Origin of the sequence: Nostoc sp., assembly GCF_036917235.1 — a bacterium.
Lineage (GTDB): Bacteria > Cyanobacteriota > Cyanobacteriia > Cyanobacteriales > Nostocaceae > Nostoc.
In genome coordinates this window covers 186,135-211,693 of the sequence record NZ_JBALDU010000078.1, presented here as the reverse complement: position 1 = coordinate 211,693, position 25,559 = coordinate 186,135, and the positions used below count along the sequence as shown (strand labels likewise).

The 25,559-nt window shown below is 43.5% G+C and carries 2 protein-coding genes; both read left to right on the top strand.

Annotated features, from left to right (window positions below; translation table 11 throughout):
- Positions 1–11,439, top strand: coding sequence for an amino acid adenylation domain-containing protein (locus tag V7K44_RS22785; RefSeq protein ID WP_334934611.1), 11,439 nt, complete (start codon positions 1–3; stop codon positions 11,437–11,439).
- Positions 11,436–25,559: a non-ribosomal peptide synthase/polyketide synthase gene (locus tag V7K44_RS22780; RefSeq protein ID WP_334934609.1), complete on the top strand. Its 14,124-nt coding sequence runs from the start codon at positions 11,436–11,438 to the stop codon at positions 25,557–25,559. The genes V7K44_RS22785 and V7K44_RS22780 overlap by 4 nt, the downstream gene beginning before the upstream one ends.

Below are 25,559 nucleotides of genomic sequence, written 5' to 3'. Positions count from 1 at the left end.
ATGAATTTAACAGAGCTTTTAGAATACCTTTCAGCAAATAATGTTGAACTCTGGATTGATAGAGGAAAACTGCGCTACCGATCGCCTAAAAAGTCACTAACCTCTGAGTTATTGGGGGAAATTGAACAATATAAACCAGAAATTATCCGAATTTTATCCCAGAGTAGTAATCAGGCTGCAACTTATCCCCTCTCCCACGGTCAACAGGCACTCTGGTCTTTATATCAATTAGCACCTAGCAATAGCGCTTATAACGCCACTTATGCAGCAAAATTAGTCACAAATTTGGATATTCCAGCCCTGAAGCAAGCAGCACAAGCCCTATTTGAAAGGCATCCAGGTTTGAGGACTACCTTTGCGACCATTGATGGGGAATCTGTGCAAACAGTTCATGAAAACCAGCAAGTTGATTTTAGCATCCAAGAAACTTTCGATCTTGGCCAAGATGATGTAAATAAATGGCTTTCAGAAAGAAGCGATCGCCCCTTTAACTTAGAACAGGGCCCGATATTGCGCTTTGACTTATTAATTAACCATATTAAAACTGATAAATTAGCAACCAAAGAACATATTTTTTTAGTCACGCTACATCAGATAGTAGGGGATTTCCGGTCTTTAGAAATCATGACCGATGAACTGAGAGCCTTTTATAAAGCGATGTCTACGACGGGCTACGCCTACGCAAAAGGTGAAGCAGCCCAACTATCAGCACAAAACTATCAGTATCAAGATTACATCAAGTGGTCAGAGCAAATGCTCGCTAGTTCGCAGGGAGAAAGTTTGCGGACTTACTGGCAGCAACAACTATCTGGGGAGTTGCCACTGCTAAATTTGCCAACAGACCGACCAAGGCCTCAAAGCCAAACCTTTAATGGTGCTTCCCGCTTTTTTACTGTTGAAGAAGAACTGCGGCAAAAGCTCGCAGAATTGGCAAACAGAGAAGGTGCTTCTCTTTATATACTTTTATTAACAGCATTACAAATACTATTACTACGTTATACCGATCGAGAAGATATTTTAATTGGCTCTCCAATGGTGAATCGGAGCCGTTCAGAGTTTGAAAATATTGTGGGTTACTTTACTAATCCTGTTGTCTTGCGAGGAGACCTTTCAGGAAAACCGACTTTTCAAGAGTTGCTGAGGCGATCGCGCTCTTGTGTGTTAGATGCCCTAGACCATCAAGATTATCCCTTTTCCCTGCTGGTGGAGCGACTGCAACCTGTCTGCAACCCCAGTTTTTCGCCGCTCTATCAGGTAGCTTTAGTCTGGCATCACTCCCACCAAAATATAGATATAGATATCGATGGTTTGATTTTGGAATCAATAATTCCAGAGTCTAAAGGAGCTGCCTTTGATTTAAGCTTAACCATTCTTGAGGAGCCAGGCTCGCTCAAAGGTACATGGAATTACAACACAGACTTATTTGATGACAGCACCATTGAGCGGATGATGGGGCATTTTGTAACTTTGCTCGAAGCAATTGTGGCAAATCCCCAGCAACGAATTGACCAAATACCTTTGTTGACACAATCTGAGGAACAGCAGTTATTAATTGAGTGGAATGATACTCAAGTAGATTATCCCCAGGATAAATGTATCCATCAGTTGTTTGAAGAGCAGGTAGAGCGTACACCAAATGCAGTAGCAGTGGTGTTTGAGAATCAACAATTGACGTACCACGAGTTAAATTGTCGTGCAAATGGGTTAGCGCATTATTTACGTTCTTTAGGTGTAAAACCAGATGTGCTGGTGGGAATATGTGTAGAGCGTTCTTTAGAGATGGTAATAGGATTACTTGGTATTCTCAAGGCAGGTGGGGCTTACGTACCACTTGACCCAGAATATCCCCAAGAGCGATTAACCTTCATGCTTGAAGACGCTCAAGTTTCAATATTACTGAGTCAACAGCGACTTTGCGATCGACTATCTGCGTATCAAGCAAAACTGATTTGTTTAGATGAAGTCTGGTCAGAAATTCTGCAAAACAAACAGAATAACCTTATTAAGGTAGTAACGCCTACTCATCTAGCGAATGTAATTTACACATCCGGCTCCACAGGCAAACCCAAAGGGGTAATGGTTGAGCATAGTGGATTGTGCAATCTAGCTCAAGCTCAAATTCAAACTTTTGGCTTGGATTGTGATAGTCGAGTTCTCCAGTTTGCCTCCTTCAGTTTTGATGCTTGCATATCAGAAATATTGATGGCTTTTGGATCGGGGGCAACACTTTACTTAGGAACAAAAGACTCTCTCATGCCGGGTATGTCTTTAATTGACCGATTAAAGAACGATCGCATTACCCATGTCACCCTACCACCATCAGCACTGGCAGTCCTGCCACAAGAAGAACTGCCAACATTACAAACAATCATTATCGCTGGAGAAGCTTGTCCTATTGAACTGATGCGACAATGGTCTACAGGAAGACACTTTTTCAACGCCTATGGGCCGACAGAAGCGAGTGTTTGTGCAGCGATCGCTAAATGCACTACTCAAGACCAAAAAATTTCCATCGGTCGTCCAATTTCTAATACCCAGATATACATACTCGATCAAAACTTACAACCAGTACCTGTAGGTGTGTTAGGAGAACTGCACATAGGTGGTGCAGGATTAGCAAGAGGCTACTTGAACCGACCAGAGTTAACACAAGAAAAATTCATTCCTAATCCCTTCAATGGAGGCAGCACTTCTCTCCGAGAGGCTGCGCCAACGGCTACGCTCAGTGACCAGGGGCAGGGAGCAGGGGAGCAGGGGGGCAGGGGGGCAATTCAGCACTCAGCACGGGCTAAACGCCCCGCTACCGCTAACAGCACTCAGCACTCAGCACTTTTATATAAAACAGGGGATTTAGCGCGTTATCTACCAGATGGTAATATCGAATACCTGGGGCGTATCGATAACCAAGTAAAAATCCGGGGATTCCGCATTGAGTTGGGAGAAATCGAAGCAGCACTGAGCCAACATCCCCATGTACAAGCATCATGTGTCATAGCCCGTGAAGATATCAGGGGTGATAAGCGCCTAGTAGCCTATATCGTACCGCAGCCACAGGTGACACCTAGAATTAGCGATTTGCGTAGCTTCCTCAAAGAAAAGCTACCAGAATACATGGTACCAAGTGCCTTCGTTATCTTAGAATCTTTACCCCTAACCCCCAACGGCAAAATAGATCGTCGCGCCCTACCAGCACCAAAGCCAAGTAGTGAATTATTAGAGAAATATGTAGCTCCGCGCACCCCCATTGAAGAAATCCTGGCATCAATTTGGCAACAAATCCTGAGAGTAGAGCTTGTAGGCAGACATGACGACTTCTTTGAACTAGGAGGACACTCCCTACTAGCAACGCAATTCATCTCTCGTGTACGTAGCAGATTGAAAGTAGAAATACCATTGCGAAGCTTATTTGCTGCACCAACAATTGCCGAGTTAGCACCATCGATTCAGCAGTTACAGCAGCAAGATATAGAACTGTCAGCACCACCCATCTTAAGGCGGGTAGAGAATGCAGAAATACCACTGTCTTATGCTCAACAGCGTTTGTGGTTTTTAGATCAGTTAGAGTCGAACAGTGCTTTATATAGTATCGTCATTGGTTTGCGTCTAGTAGGAACTCTTAATCTTGCAGCCTTAGAACAAAGTTTAAAAGAAATTATCGATCGCCACGAAGCCTTACGCACCAACTTTGTTACTGTTGATGGAAAGCCAACACAAATAATTCAAACTCAAACGAATTGGACAGTAACAGTAATTGACTTGCAGCATTTACCCACACTTGCACTGAGCGCAGCCTCTGCCTCAGCAGAAGTAACAGAACAAAAAACGGCTGCACAGAAATTACTGGAACAACGAGCAATTGAGCCTTTTGACTTAGCTCACGATCCACTAATGAGAGCGACATTAGTGATGCTGTCTCCTACAGAACAGTGGTTATTAGTGTGTATGCACCATGTTGTTAGTGATGGCTGGTCAATCGGTGTGTTTGTCCAGGAGTTACAAACACTATACAATGCTTATTCTCAGGGTCAACCGTCACCCCTGTTGCCACTACCAATTCAGTATGCAGATTTCTCTATTTGGCAAAGACAATGGTTGCAAGGGGAAGTACTACAAAACCACTTGAGTTACTGGCAACAACAATTGGCAAATGCACCCACATTCTTGCCACTACCGACAGATAGACCCAGACCTGCTGTGCAGACTTTCAATGGCTCATATCATGTATTTACTCTGTCTGTTGAGTTAACTCAAAAGTTGTTGCAGCTCAGTCAACAGCAAGGGGTAACTTTGTTTATGACTTTGTTAGCGGCTTATAATACCCTGCTTTACCGCTACACAGGACAAGAAGATATTTTGGTGGGGACACCAATTGCTAACCGCGATCGCACCGAGCTAGAAGGTCTAATTGGCTTTTTTGTCAATACTTTGGTGATGCGGACTGATTTAGCAGGGAACCCCAGTTTTAACGAATTACTCCCGCGCCTGAGAGAAATGGCATTATCCGCATACGCTCATCAAGATTTGCCCTTTGAAATGTTGGTGGAAGCATTGCAGCCAGAACGGGATCTCAGCCATACACCATTGTTCCAAGTGATGTTCGTTCTCCTGAACGCTCCCATGTCTGAAATAGAGTTGACTGGGTTAAGTGTCAGTGGATTGCCAATAGGAATTACTACGGCAAAGTTTGATTTAACTTTAACAATGGAAAACACTCCCAATGGACTCTTTGGGTGGTGGGAGTATAACACTGACTTGTTTGATAGCAGCACCATTGAGCGCATAAGTGGTCATTTTCTGACACTGCTTGAGGCAATTGTGGCAAATCCCAGCGAGCGGATTTCCCAATTGCCAATGCTCACAGCATCTGAGCAGCAACAGTTATTAGTGGAGTGGAATGATACTCAAGTAGATTATCCCCAAGATAAATGTATTCATCAGTTGTTTGAAGAACAGTCTTTGAGTACCCCAGATGCTGTGGCGGTAGTATTTGAAAATCAACAATTGACGTATCACGAGTTGAATTGTCGTGCCAACCAATTGGCGCATTATTTGCGGTCTTTGGGTGTCAAACCAGATGTGCTGGTGGGCATTTGTGTGGAGCGCTCTTTAGAGATGGTCGTAGGACTATTGGGCATTCTCAAGGCAGGTGGGACTTACGTACCACTTGACCCAGAATATCCTCAAGAGCGTTTGCGCTTTATCTTGGAAGATGCTCAAGTCTCAGTGCTGCTGAGTCAACACCATTTAGTTGAGAAATTACCTGAGTGTCAGGCGCAGCTTGTAAACTTGGATACTGACTGGCAGTTGATTTCTCAGTTGAACCAAGAAAATGCGTTAGCGCAGCTTACCGTAGGTATCGCTGATGTCCAAGCTAGTAACTTAGCTTATGTGATTTATACTTCTGGTTCTACTGGTCAGCCCAAAGGCGTGCAGATTTCACATAAATCTGTGAGCAATTTTCTATCTGCCATGCAGCAGCGTCCAGGAATCACAAAACAAGATACACTGCTTGCAATCACTACTATTGCCTTTGATATTGCTGCTTTAGAAATTTTTCTGCCCATAACTGTAGGTGCGTGTTTGGTCATAGCCAGTCGTGACGTGACCCTTGATGGAAGAGAGTTATTTGACTTGCTAGTTAAGTCTAAGGCAACAATTATGCAAGCAACTCCAGCTACTTGGAGATTGCTTTTAGACTCCAACTACCAATTTAGCGATCTAAAAATACTTTGCGGCGGCGAAGCTTTACCTTGGGATCTAGTTAATCAATTACTTGCCAAAAGCGCCTCTTTGTGGAACCTTTATGGGCCAACAGAAGCTACTATTTGGTCATCGGTATCTCAACTCGAATCCAATGAGAGCTTGATTTCTATTGGCCGTCCAATTGATAACACGCAAATCTACATACTTGACCAAAACTTACAACCAGTACCTGTGGGTGTACCAGGAGAGTTACATATCGGTGGTGCAGGATTAGCAAGAGGCTACTTCAACCGTCCAGAGTTAACACAAGAAAAATTTATCCCCAACCCCTTCAGTGGAGGCAGCACTTCGGCTACGCTCAGTGACCAGGGGCAGGGAGCAGGGAGCAGGGAGAGAGAACGGTTGTACAAAACAGGAGACTTGGCTCGTTATTTACCAGATGGCAAAATAGAATACCTGGGGCGCATCGATAATCAAGTGAAAATCCGGGGATTCCGCATTGAGTTGGGAGAAATTGAAGCAGTACTAAGCCAACATCCCAATGTACAAGCATCATGTGTTGTAGCCCGTGAAGATATCAGGAGTGACAAGCGCCTAGTTGCCTACATCGTAGCCCAGCCACAAGTAACACTCACAATTAGCGAACTACGTAGCGACCTCAAGAAAAAGTTACCAGACTACATGGTACCAAGCGCAATAGTCATCTTGGAGTCCCTACCCCTTACCCCCAACGGCAAAATAGACCGTCGCGCGCTACCTGCACCAGAGCCGAGTAGCGAATTATTAGAGAAATATGTCGCGCCTCGCACCCCGATTGAAGAAGTACTGGCACTGATTTGGCAACAAGTCCTAAAAGTAGAGCTTGTAGGTAGACATGATAACTTCTTTGAGCTAGGAGGACACTCACTACTAGCAACGCAACTCATCTCCCGTGTGCGTACCAGCTTGAAAGTAGAACTACCATTACGTTCGTTATTTGCTGCACCCACAATTGCCGAGTTAGCACCATCGATTCAGCAGTTACAGAAACAAGATTTAGAACTTGTTGCACCGCCCATATTACCCAGGATAGGGAATACCGAATTACCACTATCGTTCGCTCAACAGCGTTTGTGGTTTTTAGACCAGTTTGAGCCGGACAGTGCTTCATACAACATTCCCTTCGGGCTGCGTTTAGTGGGAACTCTTAATGTTGTTGCTTTAGAACAAAGCTTACAAGAAATTATCGATCGCCATGAAGCCTTACGTACCAACTTGGTTACTGTTGATGGAAAGCCTTCACAAATAATTCAAACACCAACAAATCGGACGGTTACAGTTGTTGACTTGCAGCATTTACCCTGGAGAGAACAAGAAATTGCTGCACAGAAATTAGTGCAACAACAAGCAATTCAACCTTTCGACTTAGCTCATGATGCATTAATCAGAGCAACATTAGTAATGCTGTCTGCAACAGAACAGTGGTTATTAGTGTGTATGCACCACATTGTCTCTGATGGCTGGTCAATAGGTGTGTTTGTCCAGGAGTTACAAGCACTGTACAATGCCTATTCTCAGGGTCAATCGTCACCCCTGTTATCACTACCAATTCAGTACGCAGATTTCGCCTTATGGCAAAGACAATGGTTGCAAGAGGAAGTACTGAACAAGCAATTGAGTTACTGGGAAAAACAGTTGGCAAATGCACCCACATTCTTGCCATTACCCACAGATAGACCCAGACCTGCTGTGCAGACTTTCAATGGCGCACATCTGGAGTTTACACTCTCTATTGAGTTGACCCAAAAGTTGGAACAACTGAGTCAACAGCAAGGGGTAACTTTGTTTATGACGTTGTTGTCGGCATATAATACCCTGCTTTCCCGCTACACGGGACAAACAAATATTTTGGTGGGGACACCAATTGCTAACCGCGATCGCACCGAAATAGAAGGGTTAATTGGCTTTTTTGTCAATACTTTAGTAATGCGGACTGAAGTTTTGGGCGATCGCACCTTTAACGAACTACTCACTCATGTTCGGGAAATGGCACTGTCAGCTTATGCTCATCAAGATTTGCCCTTTGAAATGTTGGTGGAAGCATTACAGCCAGAACGAGACATGAGTCATACGCCACTGTTCCAGGTGATGTTTGTTCTTCAGAATGCTTCCATATCTGAAATAGAGTTGACTGGGTTAACTGCCAGTGAATTGCCAATAGAAACTTCCACAGCAAAGTTTGATTTAACTTTATTAATGGAAAACACTACTACTTCTCTACGAGACGCTGCGCGAACGACTACGCTCAGTACAAGTACTGGATTAGTGGGGGTGTGGGAATACAATACTGACTTGTTTGATAGCAGCACCATTGAGCGGATGACTGGTCATTTTGTGACTTTAGTTGAAGCAATTGTGGCGAATCCCAGCGATCGCATTTCTCAATTACCAATACTCACAGCATCTGAGCAACAGCAGTTATTAGTTGAGTGGAATGATACTCAAGTAGATTATCCCCAAGATAAATGTGTACATCAGTTGTTTGAGGAGCAGGTTAAGCGTACACCCGATGGAGTCGCAGTGGTGTTTGAGAATCAACAACTGACATACCACGAGTTGAATTGTCATGCTAACCAATTAGCCCATTACTTGCAGTCTTTGGGTGTAGGAGCGGATATGCTGGTTGGGATATGTGTAGAACGCTCCTTAGAAATGGTGGTGGGATTACTTGGTATTCTCAAGGCGGGTGGCGCTTACGTGCCACTTGACCCTGAGTATCCCCAAGACCGTCTCTCGTTCATGCTTGCAGACGCTCAAGTTTCCGTGCTACTTACCCAACAGCATCTAGTTGAGTCTCTTCCTCAACATCAGGCGCGTGTAGTTCACTTAGATCAAGACTGGATTGCGATCGCTAAGTTTAGCCAGGAGAATCCAATTGCTGAGGTGCAAGCTAGTAACATAGCTTATGTTATTTATACTTCTGGCTCTACTGGTCAACCCAAGGGGGTAATACTATCTCACAGTAACCTTTGCAACCACATGTTCTGGATGCAAGCAACATTCCCCTTGACTGAAAAAGACAAAGTACTGCAAAAAACTCCCTTTGGCTTTGATGCCTCAGTTTGGGAATTCTACGCTCCATTGTTAGCAGGTGGACAGTTGTTAATAGCTGAACCAGGAGGTCATACTGACAGTGCTTATCTCTTAAAATTAATTGCCCAGCAGCAGGTAACTACTATTCAACTTGTTCCATCTTTACTGCAAATGCTTTTAGAACAGGGAGGAATTGAAACTTGTCACTCCCTTAAGCACGTGTTCTGTGGTGGTGAAGTCTTACCCGTTACTCTGCAAGAAGGCTTGTTAAGTAAGCTAGATGTAAATTTACATAATCTCTACGGCCCAACAGAGGCTTGTATTGATGCAACTTTCTGGAATTGTCAGCGTGAAATTCATCCACAAATTGTCCCTATTGGTCGTCCAATTTCCAACACGCAAATCTACATACTCGACCAAAACTTACAACCAGTACCTGTGGGTGTACCAGGAGAACTGCACATTGGTGGTGCAGGATTAGCAAGAGGATACCTCAACCGCCCAGAATTAACACAAGAAAAATTCATTCCCAACCCCTTTGAGAAGGCAGAAGGCAGTAAATTATATAAAACGGGGGATTTAGCGCGTTATCTACCAAATCGTAATATCGAATACCTGGGTCGCATCGATAATCAAGTAAAAATCCGGGGTTTCCGCATTGAGTTGGGAGAAATCGAAGCAGCACTGAAACAACATCCCCATGTGCAAGCATCATGTGTCATAGCCCGCGAAGACATTCCCGGAAATACTTGTACTGAGCGACTCGTACCGAGCGCAGCCGGGGTAAGTCCAAGTAAACGCCTAGTCGCTTACATAGTACCCCAGCCACAGATAACACCCACAGTTAGCGAACTGCGTAGCTTTCTCAAAGGAAAACTGCCAGAATACATGGTACCAAGTGCCTTCGTCACCTTAGAATCTTTACCCCTAACACCCAACGGCAAAATAGACCGTCGCGCCCTACCAGAACCAGAAGCACGCACAGGAATAGAAATCGATATAGTGCAACCGCGCACCCCCATTGAAGAAAAATTAACCGAAATTTGGGCGCAAGTATTAAGAGTAGAGCAAATAGGCATACACGATAACTTCTTTGAACTAGGTGGAGATTCCATCCTCAGCATTCAAATTATTACTAGAGCAAAACTAGCTGGAATAGAACTAACAGTTAAACAACTATTTGCTAATCAAACGATCGCTCAATTAGCCACAGTCGCAGGCACAACAAAAGCACTCTCAATTGAACAAGGATTAGTCACAGGGAAATTACCCCTAACACCAATTCAAAATTGGTTTTTTGAGCAGAAATTACCAGAAAAACACCACTTCAACCAATCATTTCTCCTTACAGTACTATCCAATCTCAACCTAGAAAGATTAGAGCAAGTATGGCAGCAACTACTAAAACATCACGATGCTTTAAGGCTAAGATTCACCCAAACAGACATAACATGGCAGCAAATTAATGCTGACCCAACAGATAGCATTACTATCCCTCGTTTTGACCTATCGGCAGTTTCAGAAACTGAGATAAAAACTACCATTGAAACCACAGCCAACGAATTACAAGCGAGTTTAAATCTGTCAGAAAATCTCGTACAAGTAGCATTTTTCTGGCTGGGTATTGACAAAAAAGCGCGATTATTAATAATAATTCACCACCTAGTAGTAGACGGTGTTTCCTGGCGGATATTGTTAGAAGATTTGCAGACAGCTTATCAGCAACTCAGTCAAGGCGAAGTTATTCAACTACCTGCCAAAACTACATCCTTCAAAAATTGGGCGCAACAGCTGACAGAATATGCTCAATCAGAAGTTTTGAAATCAGAACTAGATTATTGGTTGAGTGCATCTTACGATGCAGTTGATTTCCTCCCAGTAGACTATGCACAAGGAGTAAATACTACTGCATCGGCTAAGACAATCTCAGTGACATTAGCCGATGCAGAAACCCAAGCACTCCTACAAGATGTCCCAAAAGCTTACAAAACACAAATTAACGATGTCTTGTTAACTGCCCTTGCGCTGGTATTGAGCAGATGGACTAACTCTGAGTCAGTATTATTCAACTTAGAAGGTCATGGGCGGGAAGAGATCATTGATGGTGTAGATTTATCACGCACTGTTGGTTGGTTTACAACGATTTTCCCAGTAGTTGTAGAACTGGGAATCAAAGACGATCTGGGTACTACTTTAAAATCCGTTAAGGAACAATTACGTGCAATTCCTAACAAAGGCATTGGCTATGGCTTATTGCGTTATCTGAATCTTGATGCAGAAATTAGCGCCCAACTAGAGAAAATTGCCCAAGCAGAAATTAGCTTCAATTATTTGGGACAATTTGCTCAAGTTGTGAATACATCCTCTCTGATGCAACTGACTGATGAGCCTAGCGGAAATAGCCAGAGTTTACAAGGTCAGCGCCATTATTTGCTAGACATTAATGCCATCATTGCTAACGAACAACTGCAAATAGATTGGACATATAGCAGCAATATCCATCAGCACGAAACGATTGAGAATCTTGCCCAAGAATTTGTAGCAACCTTACAAGAACTAATTACTCATTGTTTATCACCGGAAAATGCAGGTTATACGCCTACAGATTTCTCATTAATCAACCTTAACCAACTAGAACTGGATCAAATATTACAAAATCTATGAAATTAGAACTTAGCAAAACTAATCGGCAAAATATTGAAGATATTTATCCCTTATCTCCCATGCAAGAGGGGATGCTGTTTGAAAGTTTGTATGCCCCAGATTCAGGTGTATATTTTGAGCAGATAACTTGCATTTTGACGGGAAACCTAGATGTAAAAACCTTCGAGAAAGCTTGGCAGCAAGTGGTAGCTCGGCATACTATCTTCCGCACAGCGTTCCTGTGGGAGTCTTTAAACCAGCCAGTTCAAGTGGTGTATCGACAGGTGAATGTGACGGTCGAAACATACAACTGGCGAGATTTATCTACGCAAGAGCAACAACAGCAATTAGAAATTTTTCTAGATTCTGAGCGACAACAGGGGTTCCAAATATCGCAAGCGCCATTGATGCGCCTACATCTAATCCAGTTGGATGGGAATACTTATCAGTTTATTTGGTGTCATCATCATTTATTACTTGATGGCTGGTCGTCACCTTTGGTTTTCAAAGACCTGTTGGAGTTTTATCAAGCTATTTCTCACGGTGAAAGATTATCTCATACTCCAACTTTGGGCTACCGCAACTATATTGCTTGGTTACAGCAACAAAATCGAGATTTAGCAGCAGAATTTTGGCGACAAAAACTCCGAGGTTTTAATACACCAACTCCTTTGACAGTGGATAAACCATTGTCAATGCGAGAGCAGCATTCTGGCTATGGTGAACAACAAATTGAATTAACTGTGCCAGCGACAGCAGCAGTGGTGTCTTTTGTCAGACAGCATCAATTGACGATGAGTAATTTGGTGCAGGCGACTTGGGGATTGTTACTGTCTCGCTATAGCCAAGAAACAGATGTGGTTTTTGGTGCAACTGTGTCTGGTCGCCCGCCTGAACTTGCTGGTGTAGAGTCGATAGTGGGGTTATTTATCAATACTCTGCCAGTGCGGGTACAAATCTCCGAGCAGACTGAATTGCTGGGTTTGTTAAAAGATTTACAGGCACAACAGATTGAGTCTGAGCAATTTTCTTATAGCTCATTGGTAGAGATTCAGGGGCTGAGTGATGTTCCCAGGGGTACATCTTTGTTTGAGAGTATTGTTGTTTTTGAGAATTATCCTGTTGATGCTGATGTTCTACAAGGCAATAAAGATTTTTCCCTCTCAAATTTTAGGTGGATTGAACAAACAAATTATCCACTGACGGTTTTAGTTTCCCCTGGTGAGCAATTGTCGCTGAGGGTGATGTATGATGCTAGTCGATTTGAAGATGGAACGATTAGCCGGATGCTTGGCCATTTTAGAACAATGCTTGAGGCGATCGCTACTAATCCTCAGCAACAAATTTCCCAGTTGCCAATACTAACAAAATCTGAGCAGCAACAGCTATTAGTTGACTGGAATGATACCCAGGTAGATTACCCGCAAGATAAATGTATTTATAAGTTATTTGAGGCGCAGGTAGAACTTACACCCAATGCTGTGGCGGTGGTCTTTGAAAATCAACAACTGACATATCATGAGTTAAATTGTCGTGCTAACCAGTTGGCGCATTATTTGCAGTCCTTGGGTGTAAAACCAGATGTGCTAGTGGGGATATGTGTAGAACGCTCCCTAGAAATGTTAATAGGAATACTAGGAATTCTCAAAGCAGGTGGCGCTTATGTACCACTTGACTCAGCGTATCCCCAAGACCGTTTGCGCTTCATGTTAGAAGATGCGGCTGTGTCAGTGCTACTTACCCAACAACAATTGGTTGAGAAATTACCTGAGCATCAGGCGCGTGTCATCTACTTAGACACCGACTGGCAACTTATTTCCCAGTTAAATCAGGATAATCTCATCCCTGGCGTGCAAGAAAATAACTTGGGTTACGTAATTTACACCTCTGGTTCTACGGGTCAACCAAAGGGTGTAGCCATGAATCAGCTTGCTCTTTGCAATCTTATATTATGGCAACTGCAAAATTCGCCAATTTCTCCTAGTGGAGTAAAAACCCTACAATTTGCTCCTGTCAGCTTTGATGTCTCCTTTCAAGAAATGTTTTCTACTTGGTGTTCTGGTGGCACATTGTTGTTGATTGGAGAGGAATTACGCCGGGAACCCTTGGCTTTATTAGGTTTACTCCAAGAACAAGCTATTGAAAGACTGTTTGTTCCTTTTGTTGCTTTACAGCAACTAGCGGAGGTAGCTGTTAGTAGTGAATTAGTGACTAGTAATTTGAGGGAAATCATTACTGCTGGGGAACAGTTACAGATTACTCCCGCCATTTCTAAATGGCTAAGTCAGCTAAGTGACTGTACTCTGCACAATCATTATGGGCCATCGGAGAGCCATGTGATCGTCACTTTTACTCTGACTAATTCGGTGGACACTTGGTCGCTACTTCCTCCGATTGGCCGTCCCATTGCCAACACGCAAATCTACATCCTGGATAAGTATTTACAGCCTGTACCTTTGGGTACACCAGGGGAACTGCACATCGGTGGTGTTTCCTTAGCGCGAGGCTACTTGAATCGACCAGAGTTAACAGAAGAAAAATTTATCCCCAACCCCTTCGGTAGAAGCAGGGGAGCAGAGGAGCAGAGGAGCAGGGGGGGAGAACGTCTCTACAAAACAGGGGATTTAGCACGTTATCTGCCAGATGGCAATATCGAATACTTGGGACGTATCGATAGACAAGTAAAAATACGGGGATTTCGCATTGAATTGGGAGAAATAGAAGCAGTACTGAGCCAATATAAGCATATACAAGCATCTTGTGCGATCGCCCGCGAAGATACTCCTGGCGATAAACGTCTAGTTGCTTACATCGTTCCCCAACCAGAGCAGACTTGTACTGAGCGAAGTCGAAGTACACCCACAGTAAGCGTTCTGCGGCAATTCCTCAAGTCGAAGCTACCAGAATACATGGTTCCTTCGGCAATAGTCATCTTGGAGTCTTTACCCCTAACCCCCAATGGCAAAGTAGACCGTCGCGCCCTACCTGCACCAGAGCCAAGTAGTGAATTATTAGAGAAATATGTAGCTCCACGCACCCCAATTGAAGAAATACTGGCGCTGATTTGGCAACAAGTCCTGAAAGTAGAGCTTGTAGGCAGACATGATAATTTCTTTGAACTAGGGGGACATTCTCTACTAGCAACGCAACTCATTTCCCGTGTGCGTACCAGCTTGAAAGTAGAACTACCATTGCGGAGCTTATTTGCCACACCAACTGTTGCTGAATTAGCATCATCGATTCAGCAATTACAGCAACAAAATATAGAACTATCAACACCACCCATATTTCCAAGGGCAGAGAATGCAGAAATACCACTGTCATTCGCGCAACAACGGTTGTGGTTTTTAGACCAGTTGGAGCCGAACAGTGCTTTATACAACATCCACTTCGGGTTGCGTTTAGCCGGAATTCTTAATGTTGCCGCGCTACAACAAAGCTTACTAGAAATTATTCATCGCCACGAAGCATTACGCACTAATTTCATTACAGTTGATGGACAAGCTGCTCAAATCATTCAAACACAACCAAATTGGACAGTTCCAGTTGTTGACTTGCAGCATTTATCGATAACAGAACAAAAAACTGCTGCACAGAAATTAGTGCAACAACAGGGGATTCAACCTTTTGACTTGGCTGAGGAAGCATTAATTAGAGCGACATTAGTACTATTGTCGGAGACGGAACACTGGTTACTAGTGTGTATGCACCACGTTGTCTCTGATGGCTGGTCAATGGGTGTGTTTGTCGAAGAATTAATAGCGCTGTACAATGCCTATTTTCAAGGTCAACCCTCACCCTTATTACCACTGCCGATTCAGTATGCAGATTTTGCTATTTGGCAAAGACAATGGTTGCAAGGCTCGGTACTGAACAGCCAATTGAGTTACTGGGAAGAACAATTGGCAAATGCATCTACATTTTTGCCACTACCCACAGACAGACCTAGACCTGCTGTGCAGACTTTTAATGGCGCAAATATGGAGTTTGCCTTGTCTGTTGAACTCACTCAACAACTAACAAAACTGAGTCAGGAGCAAGGGGTGACTTTGTTTATGACTTTGTTAGCGGCATACAATATATTACTTTACCGCTATACGGGACAAACAGATATTTTGGTGGGGACACCAATTGCTAACCGCGATCGCACTGAGCTAGAAGGTCTAATTGGCTTTTTTGTCAATACCTTAGTGATGCGGACTGAGATATCAGGCGATCGCACCTTTAACGAATTACTGCCGCGCATCCGGGAAACGGCACTGTCTGCATACACTCATCAAGATTTGCCCTTTGAAATGTTGGTGGAAGCATTGCAGCCAGAACGAGACATGAGTCATACACCACTGTTTCAAGTAATGTTCGTTCTCCAGAACGCCCCCGTGTCTGAATTTGAGTTGACTGGGTTAAGTGTGAGTCTATTGCCAGTAGAAAGTTCTACTGCCAAGTTTGACATGACTTTAGTCATGGAGAACACTGCTGATGGACTAGTAGGGTGGTGGGAATACAATACTGACTTGTTTGATAGCAGCACTATCGAACGGATGATGGGTCATTTTGTAAGCCTGGTAGAAGGTATTGTGGCTAATCCTAATGAGCGGATTTCACAATTGCCCTTGCTCGCAGCCACAGAGAAACAGCAATTATTAGTTGACTGGAATGATACAGCAGTAGACTATCCCTTTGATAAATGTATCCATCAGTTATTTGAGGAGCAGGTAGAGCGTACACCGAATGCTGTAGCGGTGGTGTTTGAAAATGAACGACTTACCTATCACGAATTGAATTATCGCGCTAACCAATTGGCAAACTATTTACAAACTTTGGGAGTAAAACCCGATGTGCTGGTTGGTATTTGTGTAGAACGTTCCTTAGAGATGGTGGTGGGATTATTGGGCATTCTCAAAGCAGGAGGGGCTTACGTGCCGCTTGACCCTGAGTATCCTATTGAACGTTTAAGCTTCATGTTAGAAGATGCGGCTGTTCCAGTGCTGCTGACCCAACAGCGACTACTGGAAAAGTTGCCTCAACATCAAGCGCAGGTTGTATGCTTAGATACTCACTGGCATTCTATTTCTGGGTTCAGTCAGGATGATGCGTTAGCGCAGCTTACCGTAGGTATCGCCTCGGTAAAAGCAACCAACTTAGCTTATGTAATTTACACGAGCGGTTCAACAGGAAAGCCCAAAGGAGCAATGAACGCCCACCTGGGAATTTGTAATCGTTTGCTGTGGATGCAACAAGCTTATCAATTAACAGCCCTAGATTGTGTTTTGCAGAAAACTCCTTTTAGCTTCGACGTTTCCGTTTGGGAGTTCTTCTGGCCATTATTCACGGGAGCGCGTTTAGTTTTAGCTAAACCAGGCGGACATAAAGATAGTGTTTACTTGGTCAACCTCATCGAACAACAGCAGGTAACGACACTGCATTTTGTACCTTCCATGCTCCAGGCTTTTCTGGAGGAACAAAGTGTAAAAAATTGCCATAGTTTGAAACGAGTTATCTGTAGTGGCGAAGCTCTGCCCAAAGAACTCCAGGAACGCTTTTTCGAGCGCTTGAAGTGTGAATTGCACAATCTCTACGGGCCAACAGAAGCGGCAATAGATGTTACCTACTGGCAATGCCAACTAGATAGCAATCTCAGGACAGTACCTATTGGGCGACCTATAGCCAACACACAAATCTATATCTTAGATTCTCATTTACAACCAGTACCGATTGGTGTGCCAGGAGAACTACACATTGGCGGTGTAGGATTAGCGCGAGGCTACCTCAACCGCAGCGAATTAACGCAAGAAAAATTCATCCCCAATCCGTTTGATAAATCAAAACTTAAGAGTCGAAAGTCAAAATTATATAAAACTGGGGATAAAGTACGTTATCTACCAGATGGCAACATCGAATACTTAGGACGCATTGATAATCAAGTCAAACTTCGGGGCTTCCGAATTGAATTAGGTGAAATTGAAGCAGTCCTGAGTCAACATAGTCAAGTGCAATCCTGTTGCGTCATCCTCCGCGAAGATTCCCCAGGAGATAAGCGTTTAGTTGCATACGTAGTAGCGCATCAAGACTCAATACCAACAATTGGCGAACTGCGGCAATTTGTGAAAGCAAAGCTGCCAGAGTACGCGATCCCGAATGCGTTTGTCATCTTGGAGTCACTACCGTTAACTCCAAATGGCAAAGTAGACCGCCGCGCATTGAGAGTACCAGATTTATATAGCAACTGGGACAAATATATTGCCCCACGTACACCAAATGAAGAACTGTTAGCCCAAACTTGGGCGCAAGTTCTGAAAGTAGAGCAAGTGGGAATTTATGATAATTTCTTTGAACTGGGAGGACACTCGCTGTTAGCAACGCAATTAGTTTCACGTATTCGCAACATTTTCAAAGTCGAATTACCATTACGTGAATTTTTTGCCAGAGCTACAGTAACAGAATTGGCAGATTTGATTGAGCAGTTACAGCAACAGAACTTAGAACTAACTGCACCACCTATCTTAAAACGGGCAGAAGATAGTCAACTGAGTCTGTCTTACGCTCAACAGCGATTGTGGTTTTTAGACCAGTTTGAGCCGAACAGTTCCTTCTACAACATACCTATGGGTTTGCGCTTAGTCGGAAGTGTCAATGTTGTAGCCTTAGAACAAAGCTTAATTGAAATTATTCATCGCCACGAAGCATTACGCACTAACTTTGTGACTGTTAACGGACAAGCAACTCAATTTATTAGGGAATCAGGTTCGGAAAATAGGGAACAGAGAATAATCTCAATTGTTGACTTACAGCATTTGCCCATAACAGAAAAAGAAATTACTGCACAGAAATTAGTTCAACAACAAGCAATTGAGCCTTTTGATTTAGCTAATGATGCCTTAATCAGAGCGACATTACTGGTGCTATCTCCTACTGAACAGCGGTTAAGTGTATGTATGCACCACGTTGTCTCTGATGGCTGGTCAATAGGTGTGTTTGTTCAGGAGTTAGCAGCATTGTACAATGCTTATTCTCAAGGTGAGTCGTCCCCATTAACACCATTACCAATTCAGTATGCAGATTTTGCACTGTGGCAGCGAAACTGGTTGCAAGGGGAAGTACTGCAAAACCAATTGAGTTACTGGGAACAGCAACTAAAAGACGCACCAGTTTTATTATCCTTACCCACAGACAGACCAAGACCTGCTGTGCAGACATACAACGGGGCATATCAAGAGTTTGCCCTGACTGGCGAACTAACTAGTAAGCTGACAAAATTCAGCCAAGAGCAAGGTGTAACTTTATTTATGACTCTGTTGGCGGCATACAATACGCTGCTTTACCGCTACACGGGACAAACAGATATTTTGGTGGGTTCGCCAATTGCTAACCGCGATCGCACCGAGCTAGAAGGTCTAATTGGCTTTTTTGTCAACACTTTGGTGATGCGGACTGAAGTTTTGGGCGATCGCACCTTTAACGAACTACTCACTCATGTTCGGGAAATGGCACTGTCAGCTTATGCTCATCAAGATTTGCCCTTTGAAATGCTGGTGGAAGCATTGCAGCCAGAACGAGACATGAGCCATACACCACTGTTCCAGGTGATGTTTGTCCTCCAGAATACTCCCATGTCTGAAATAGAGTTAACTGGGTTAACTGTCAGTTCATTGCCAATAGAAAGTTCTACGGCAAAGTTTGATTTGACCTTAATAATGGAGAATACCGCTACTGGACTAGTGGGATGGTGGGAGTATAACACTGACTTGTTTAATAGCAGCACTATTGAGCGAATGACAGGTCATTTTGTGACAATGCTTGAGGCAATTGTGGCGAATCCTCAAGAGCAGATTTCCAAATTGCCAATATTAACAGAATCTGAGCAACGGCAGTTATTGGTTGAGTGGAATGATACATGGGTAGATTATCCCCAGGATAAATGTATCCATCAATTGTTTGAAGAGCAGGTTGAGCGTACACCGGATGCAGTGGCGGTGGCGTTTGAGAATCAACAACTGACATACCACGAGTTAAATTGTCGTGCTAACCAGTTAGCCCATTACTTGCAGTCTTTGGGCGTAAAACCAGATACTCTGGTGGGTATTTGTGTGGAGCGTTCTTTAGAAATGCTTGTAGGAATACTTGGGATTCTCAAAGCGGGTGGAGTTTATGTACCTCTCGACCCAGAGTATCCCCAAGAGCGTCTAAATTTTATGCTAGAAAACGCTCAAGTTTCATTGCTGTTGACTCAAGAAAAATTAGTAGAATCTCTTGTGCAACATCAGGTGCGTCTCGTCTCCTTAGACAGCAACTGGCAGAGCATATCCCTCGCAAATCAAGATAATCTCAATAGTACAGTCAGTCCTGAAAACCTATGTTATGTGATTTACACCTCTGGTTCTACAGGAACACCCAAGGGAGTAGCAGTAACCCATCAGGCTGTAAATCGACTAGTCTTCAACACTAATTATGTACAATTATCTCCTAGCGATCGCGTTGCTCAAGCGGCAAATATTGCCTTTGATGCTGCAACCTTTGAAATTTGGGGAGCATTGCTTCACGGAGCCAAGCTAGTCATCATCAATAAATCTGTATTGCTCACCCCGAAAGAATTTGCTGCAAATATGCGCTTCCACGAGGTTAGTGTCTTATTCTTAACCACAGCTTTATTCAATCAGTTAGCCAATTTTGTACCGCAAGCGTTTAGTTCTTTAAGATATCTACTATTTGGTGGTGAAGCGGTTGACCCCAGATGGGTGCAAGAAGTACTCGAAAAAGGCGCTCCACAGCAATTGCTTCATGTCTATGGGCCAACAGAAAATACCACCTTTTCTTCTTGGTATTTAGTAAAGGACTTACCAACCACAGCCACAACTATCCCTATCGGTCGCCCAATTTCCAATACACAAATCTACATATTCGACCAAAACTTACAACCAGTACCTGTAGGCGTACCAGGAGAGTTATATATCGGCGGTGTAGGATTAGCACAAGGCTACTTCAACGCAAGAGAGTTAACACAAGAAAAATTCATCCCAAACCCCTTCGGTGGAAGGAGAGGAGCCGGGGAGCAGAGGAGCAAGGGGGGAGAACGTCTCTACAAAACTGGGGACTTAGCCCGTTATCTGCCAGATGGTAATATCGAATACCTAGTACGCATCGATAACCAAGTAAAAATCCGGGGATTCCGCATCGAATTAGGAGAAATTGAAGTAGTACTGAGCCAACATGAAGATGTGCAAGTATGTTGCGTCATTGCCCGCGAAGATAATCCTGGTGATAAGCGCCTAGTAGCCTATATCGTACCGCAGTCACAGATGACACCCAAAATCAGCGTTCTGCGTAGCTTCCTGAAAGAAAAGCTATCAGAATACATGATACCAAGCGCCTTCGTCATACTGGAGTCCCTACCCCTTACTCCCAACGGTAAAATAGACCGTCGCGCCCTACCAGCACCAGAGACAAGTAGTGAATTATCAGAAAAATATGTCGCCCCACGCAGCCCCATCGAAGAAATTCTGTCACTGATTTGGACACAAGTCCTGAAAGTAGAGCTTGTAGGCAGACATGATAACTTTTTTGAACTAGGAGGACACTCACTACTAGCAACGCAACTCATTTCCCGCATCCGCACTAACTTCCAAGTAGAAATCCCCTTGCGAAGCTTATTTGCTGCACCAACAATTGCCCAATTAGCGTTAAACATCCAAAGGTTACAGCAACAAGACTTAGAACTTTCAGCACCACCCATATTGTCAAGAGCAGAAAATGCAGAGATACCACTGTCTTATGCTCAACAGCGTTTGTGGTTTTTAGACCAGTTGGAGCCGAACAGTGCCTCATACAACATCCCCATCGGGTTGCGTTTAGTGGGAACTCTTGAAGTTACAGCCTTAGAACAAAGCTTAATTGAAATTATTCATCGCCACGAAGCATTACGCACTAACTTTGTTACCATTGATGGACAAGCTGCTCAAATCATTCAAACACAACCAAATTGGACATTTTCAGTAGTTGACTTACAGCATTTATCGACAACCGAAATTGAACTAGTTGCTGTGCAGCTAGTTCAACAACAAGCAATTCAACCTTTTAACTTGGCTGAGGAAACCCTATTCAGAGCGACATTACTGGTGCTGTCAGAGACAGAACACTGGTTATTAGTGTGTATGCACCACATTGTCAGTGATGGCTGGTCAATAGGTGTGTTTGTCCACGAGTTACAAGCGCTGTACAATGCTTATTCTCAAGATCAACCGTCACCCTTGTTACCACTACCAATCCAGTATGCAGATTTCGCTATTTGGCAAAAGCAATGGTTGCAAGGCTCGGTACTGAACAGCCAATTGAGTTACTGGCAAGAACAATTGGCTTCAGCACCTACATTCTTACCATTACCTACAGACCGACCCAGACCTGCTGTGCAGACTTTCAATGGCGCAAATCTGGAGTTTGCCCTGTCTGCTGAGTTAACTCAACAACTGACAAAACTGAGTCAAGAGCAAGGGGTGACTTTGTTTATGACTTTGTTAGCGGCATATAATACCCTACTTTACCGCTACACAGGACAAGAAGATATTTTGGTGGGGACACCAATTGCTAACCGCGATCGCACCGAGCTAGAAGGGTTAATTGGCTTTTTTGTCAATACTTTAGTGATGCGGACTGATTTATCTGAAAATCCCAGCTTTAACGAATTACTCCCGCGCTTGAGAGAAATGGCACTGTCAGCTTATGCTCATCAAGATTTGCCATTTGAAATGTTGGTGGAAGCATTGCAGCCAGAACGAGATATGAGTCATACACCACTGTTTCAGGTAATGTTTGTTCTTCAGAATACTCCCATATCTGAAATAGAGTTGACTGGGTTAACTGTTAGTTCCTTACCAATAGAAAGTTCCACGGCAAAGTTTGATCTTACCTTATCAATGGAAAACACTCTCACTGGACTAGTGGGAGTATGGGAATACAACACTAATTTGTTTGATAGCTGCACCATTGAGCGGATGACTGGTCATTTTGTGACTCTACTTGAGGGAATTGTCGCGAATCCCAGCGAGCGGATTTCGCAATTGCCAATGTTAACAGCTTTTGAGCAGCAACAGTTATTAGTTAAGTGGAATGATACTCAAGTAGATTATCCAATAGATAAATGTATCCATCAGTTATTTGAGGAGCAGGTGGAGCGTACACCCGATGCAGTGGCAGTGGTGTTTGAGAATCAACAATTGACGTACCACGAGTTGAATTGTCGTGCTAACCAGTTGGCTCATTACTTGCAGTCTTTGGGTGTGAGACCCGACACGCTTGTAGCGATATGTGTGGAACGCTCCTTAGAAATGGTGGTGGGATTACTTGGTATTCTCAAGGCAGGTGCGGCTTACGTGCCACTTGACCCAGCGTATCCCCAAGACCGTCTGAGCTTTATGCTTGAAAATGCTCAAGCTTCCGTGCTGCTAACCCAACAGCAATTAGTTGAGAAATTCCAAAAGCATCAGGCACAGGTTGTTTGTTTAGATACTGATTGGCATTTTATTTCTCAGTTGAATCAGGATAATCTAATTACTAAAGTACAAGCAACTAACTTGGCTTATGTGATTTATACCTCTGGTTCTACAGGAACACCAAAGGGAGTACTGATTGCCCATCAGGGATTGTTAAATTTAGTGTTGTGGCATCAGCGTACTTTTAAAATCACGACCTTAGACAAAGCCACCCAACTGGCAGGAACAGGATTTGACGCGGCGGCATGGGAATTATGGCCTTACCTAACAGCAGGAGCAAGTATCTACTTAGTCAAATCTGACATTCTTGCTTCGCCAGTAAATCTACGAGATTGGTTGATATCACAGAAGATTACTATCAGTTTTGTGCCAACACCAGTAACACAGGAGTTATTGTCTTTAGAATGGACTACGGAAAGTTTAGCTTTGCGTTACATCCTGACTGGAGGGGATAAGCTTAATCAGTATCCACCAGCGTCAGTTCCCTTCCAAGTAGTGAATAATTATGGGCCAACAGAGAATACTGTTGTTACAACTTCTGGGCTGGTAGTTGCTAAGGATCAAGAGCAGATATCACCAAGCATTGGTCGCCCAATTGACAACACCCATATTTACATTTTAGATAAGTATTTACAACCAGTACCTATTGGTGTACCAGGAGAGTTACACATCGGTGGTGCAGGATTAGCACGCGGTTATCTCAACCGACCAGAATTAACACAAGAGAAATTCATCCCCAACCCTTTTGAGAAGGCAGAAGGCAGGTGGTCACTGAGCGTAGCCGAAGTGAGGCAGATCGCTTTTAGCATCTCCCCTTGGGAGAAGGTAGGAGGCAGTAAATTATACAAAACTGGTGACTTAGCGCGTTATCTACCAGATGGAAACATAGAATACCTGGGGCGCATCGACAATCAGATAAAAATCCGAGGTTTCCGAATTGAGTTAGGGGAAATTGAGGCAATACTGAGTCAGCATCCAGGAGTTAGAGAAAATGCGGTAGTGGCGAGAGAAGATATTCCAGGAGAGAAACGCTTAATAGCTTATTTTGTGCCGCAGTTGGAGCAAACACCAACCATCAATGAGTTACGTATTTTCTTGAAAGAAAAATTACCACAATACATGGTGCCCTCTGCTTTTGTCAGGTTAGAGTTTTTACCTTTAACTCCCAATGGCAAGGTAGACCGCAAAGCCTTACCTATTCCTGATTCCCATAATACCCAGGCAGTGAGTTTTGTGGCACCACGTACCTCTGTAGAGAAGGTATTGGCAGATATTTGGGCTAATGTACTGCATCTAAAGCAGGTGGGTGTTCTGGATAATTTCTTTGAGTTAGGAGGTCATTCACTCTCCACAATTCGGGTGATGTCCCAGGTAAATGAGACTTTCCAGATTAACTTACCGTTGCGCCACTTATTTACTGCCCCAACTGTCGCTGAACTTGCTCAGACTATTGAGTTTACCTCTGGGGCAGACTCTACTGTGACTGCAAATAAAATTACTACCGTAGACTTACAAGCTGAAGTTGTCCTAGACCAGACAATTAACCCTAGTAACCTAGTTTATCAACCTGTAAGTGAACCTTCGGCTATTTTCCTAACAGGTGCAACAGGCTTTGTCGGTGCTTTTTTGCTGGCTGAATTATTACAACAAACTCAAGCAGATATCTATTGTCTGGTGCGTGCTGCCAATTTTACCGCAGGTAAACAACGGCTCCAAGAAACCTTGAAATCTTATTTACTTTGGGAGGCATCTTTTAACTCGCGGATTATTCCAGTATTAGGAGATTTATCTCAACCGCTTCTTGGTCTTTCAGATGAGCAGTTTCACCTCATGGCTAGGAAAATTGACTTGATTTACCATAATGGCGCTTTGGTGAATCATGTTTATCCATACGCTTTGTTAAAAGCAGCAAATATTCGGGGAACTGAGGAAGTCTTGAAATTAGCTAGTCAAATCAAAATCAAGCCTGTGCATTTCATTTCTACTGTTAGCGTTTTCGCCTCAGATGAGTATTTCAAATTAGAGGTTGTTCAAGAAAATGATCCTCTGGAATCCTGTCAAGGACTTCCTGGAGGCTATGCCCAAAGTAAATGGGTTGCAGAAAAGATGGTAATGATGGCACGCGATCGCGGTTTGCCTTGCAGTATCTACAGGCTTGGTAGAATAACATGGCACAGTCAAACCGGCGTTTGGAATTCAAATGATATGTTTTACAGATTCATCAAAAGCTGCATTCAACTAAAAAGTGCGCCAGAGATGAACAGCATGGTAGAAATTACACCTGTAGACTATCTCACCAAAGCTTTAATCCACCTGTCGCAGCAGCCAGAATCTTTGGGTAAAGCCTTTCATCTAATTAATTCCGATTCTGCTCCTTGGAGTCAATTTATTAACTGCATCCGCTCTTTGGGCTACCCACTGCAACAGCTTTCCTATGAAGATTGGCAAGCTGAACTACTTCGCAGTACCCAAATTTCTACTGATAACGCTTTGTATTCAGTTGTATCGCTGGCTGGAGACAATACATCTTCAGAGTCCAATGCAACATCTAGCTTAAAATTCGATTGCCAAAATACCCTCAATGGACTTGTAAATACCGATATTCGCTGGCCGGAAGTAGACAATAAATTACTCCAAGCTTTCTTTACCAATTTATGA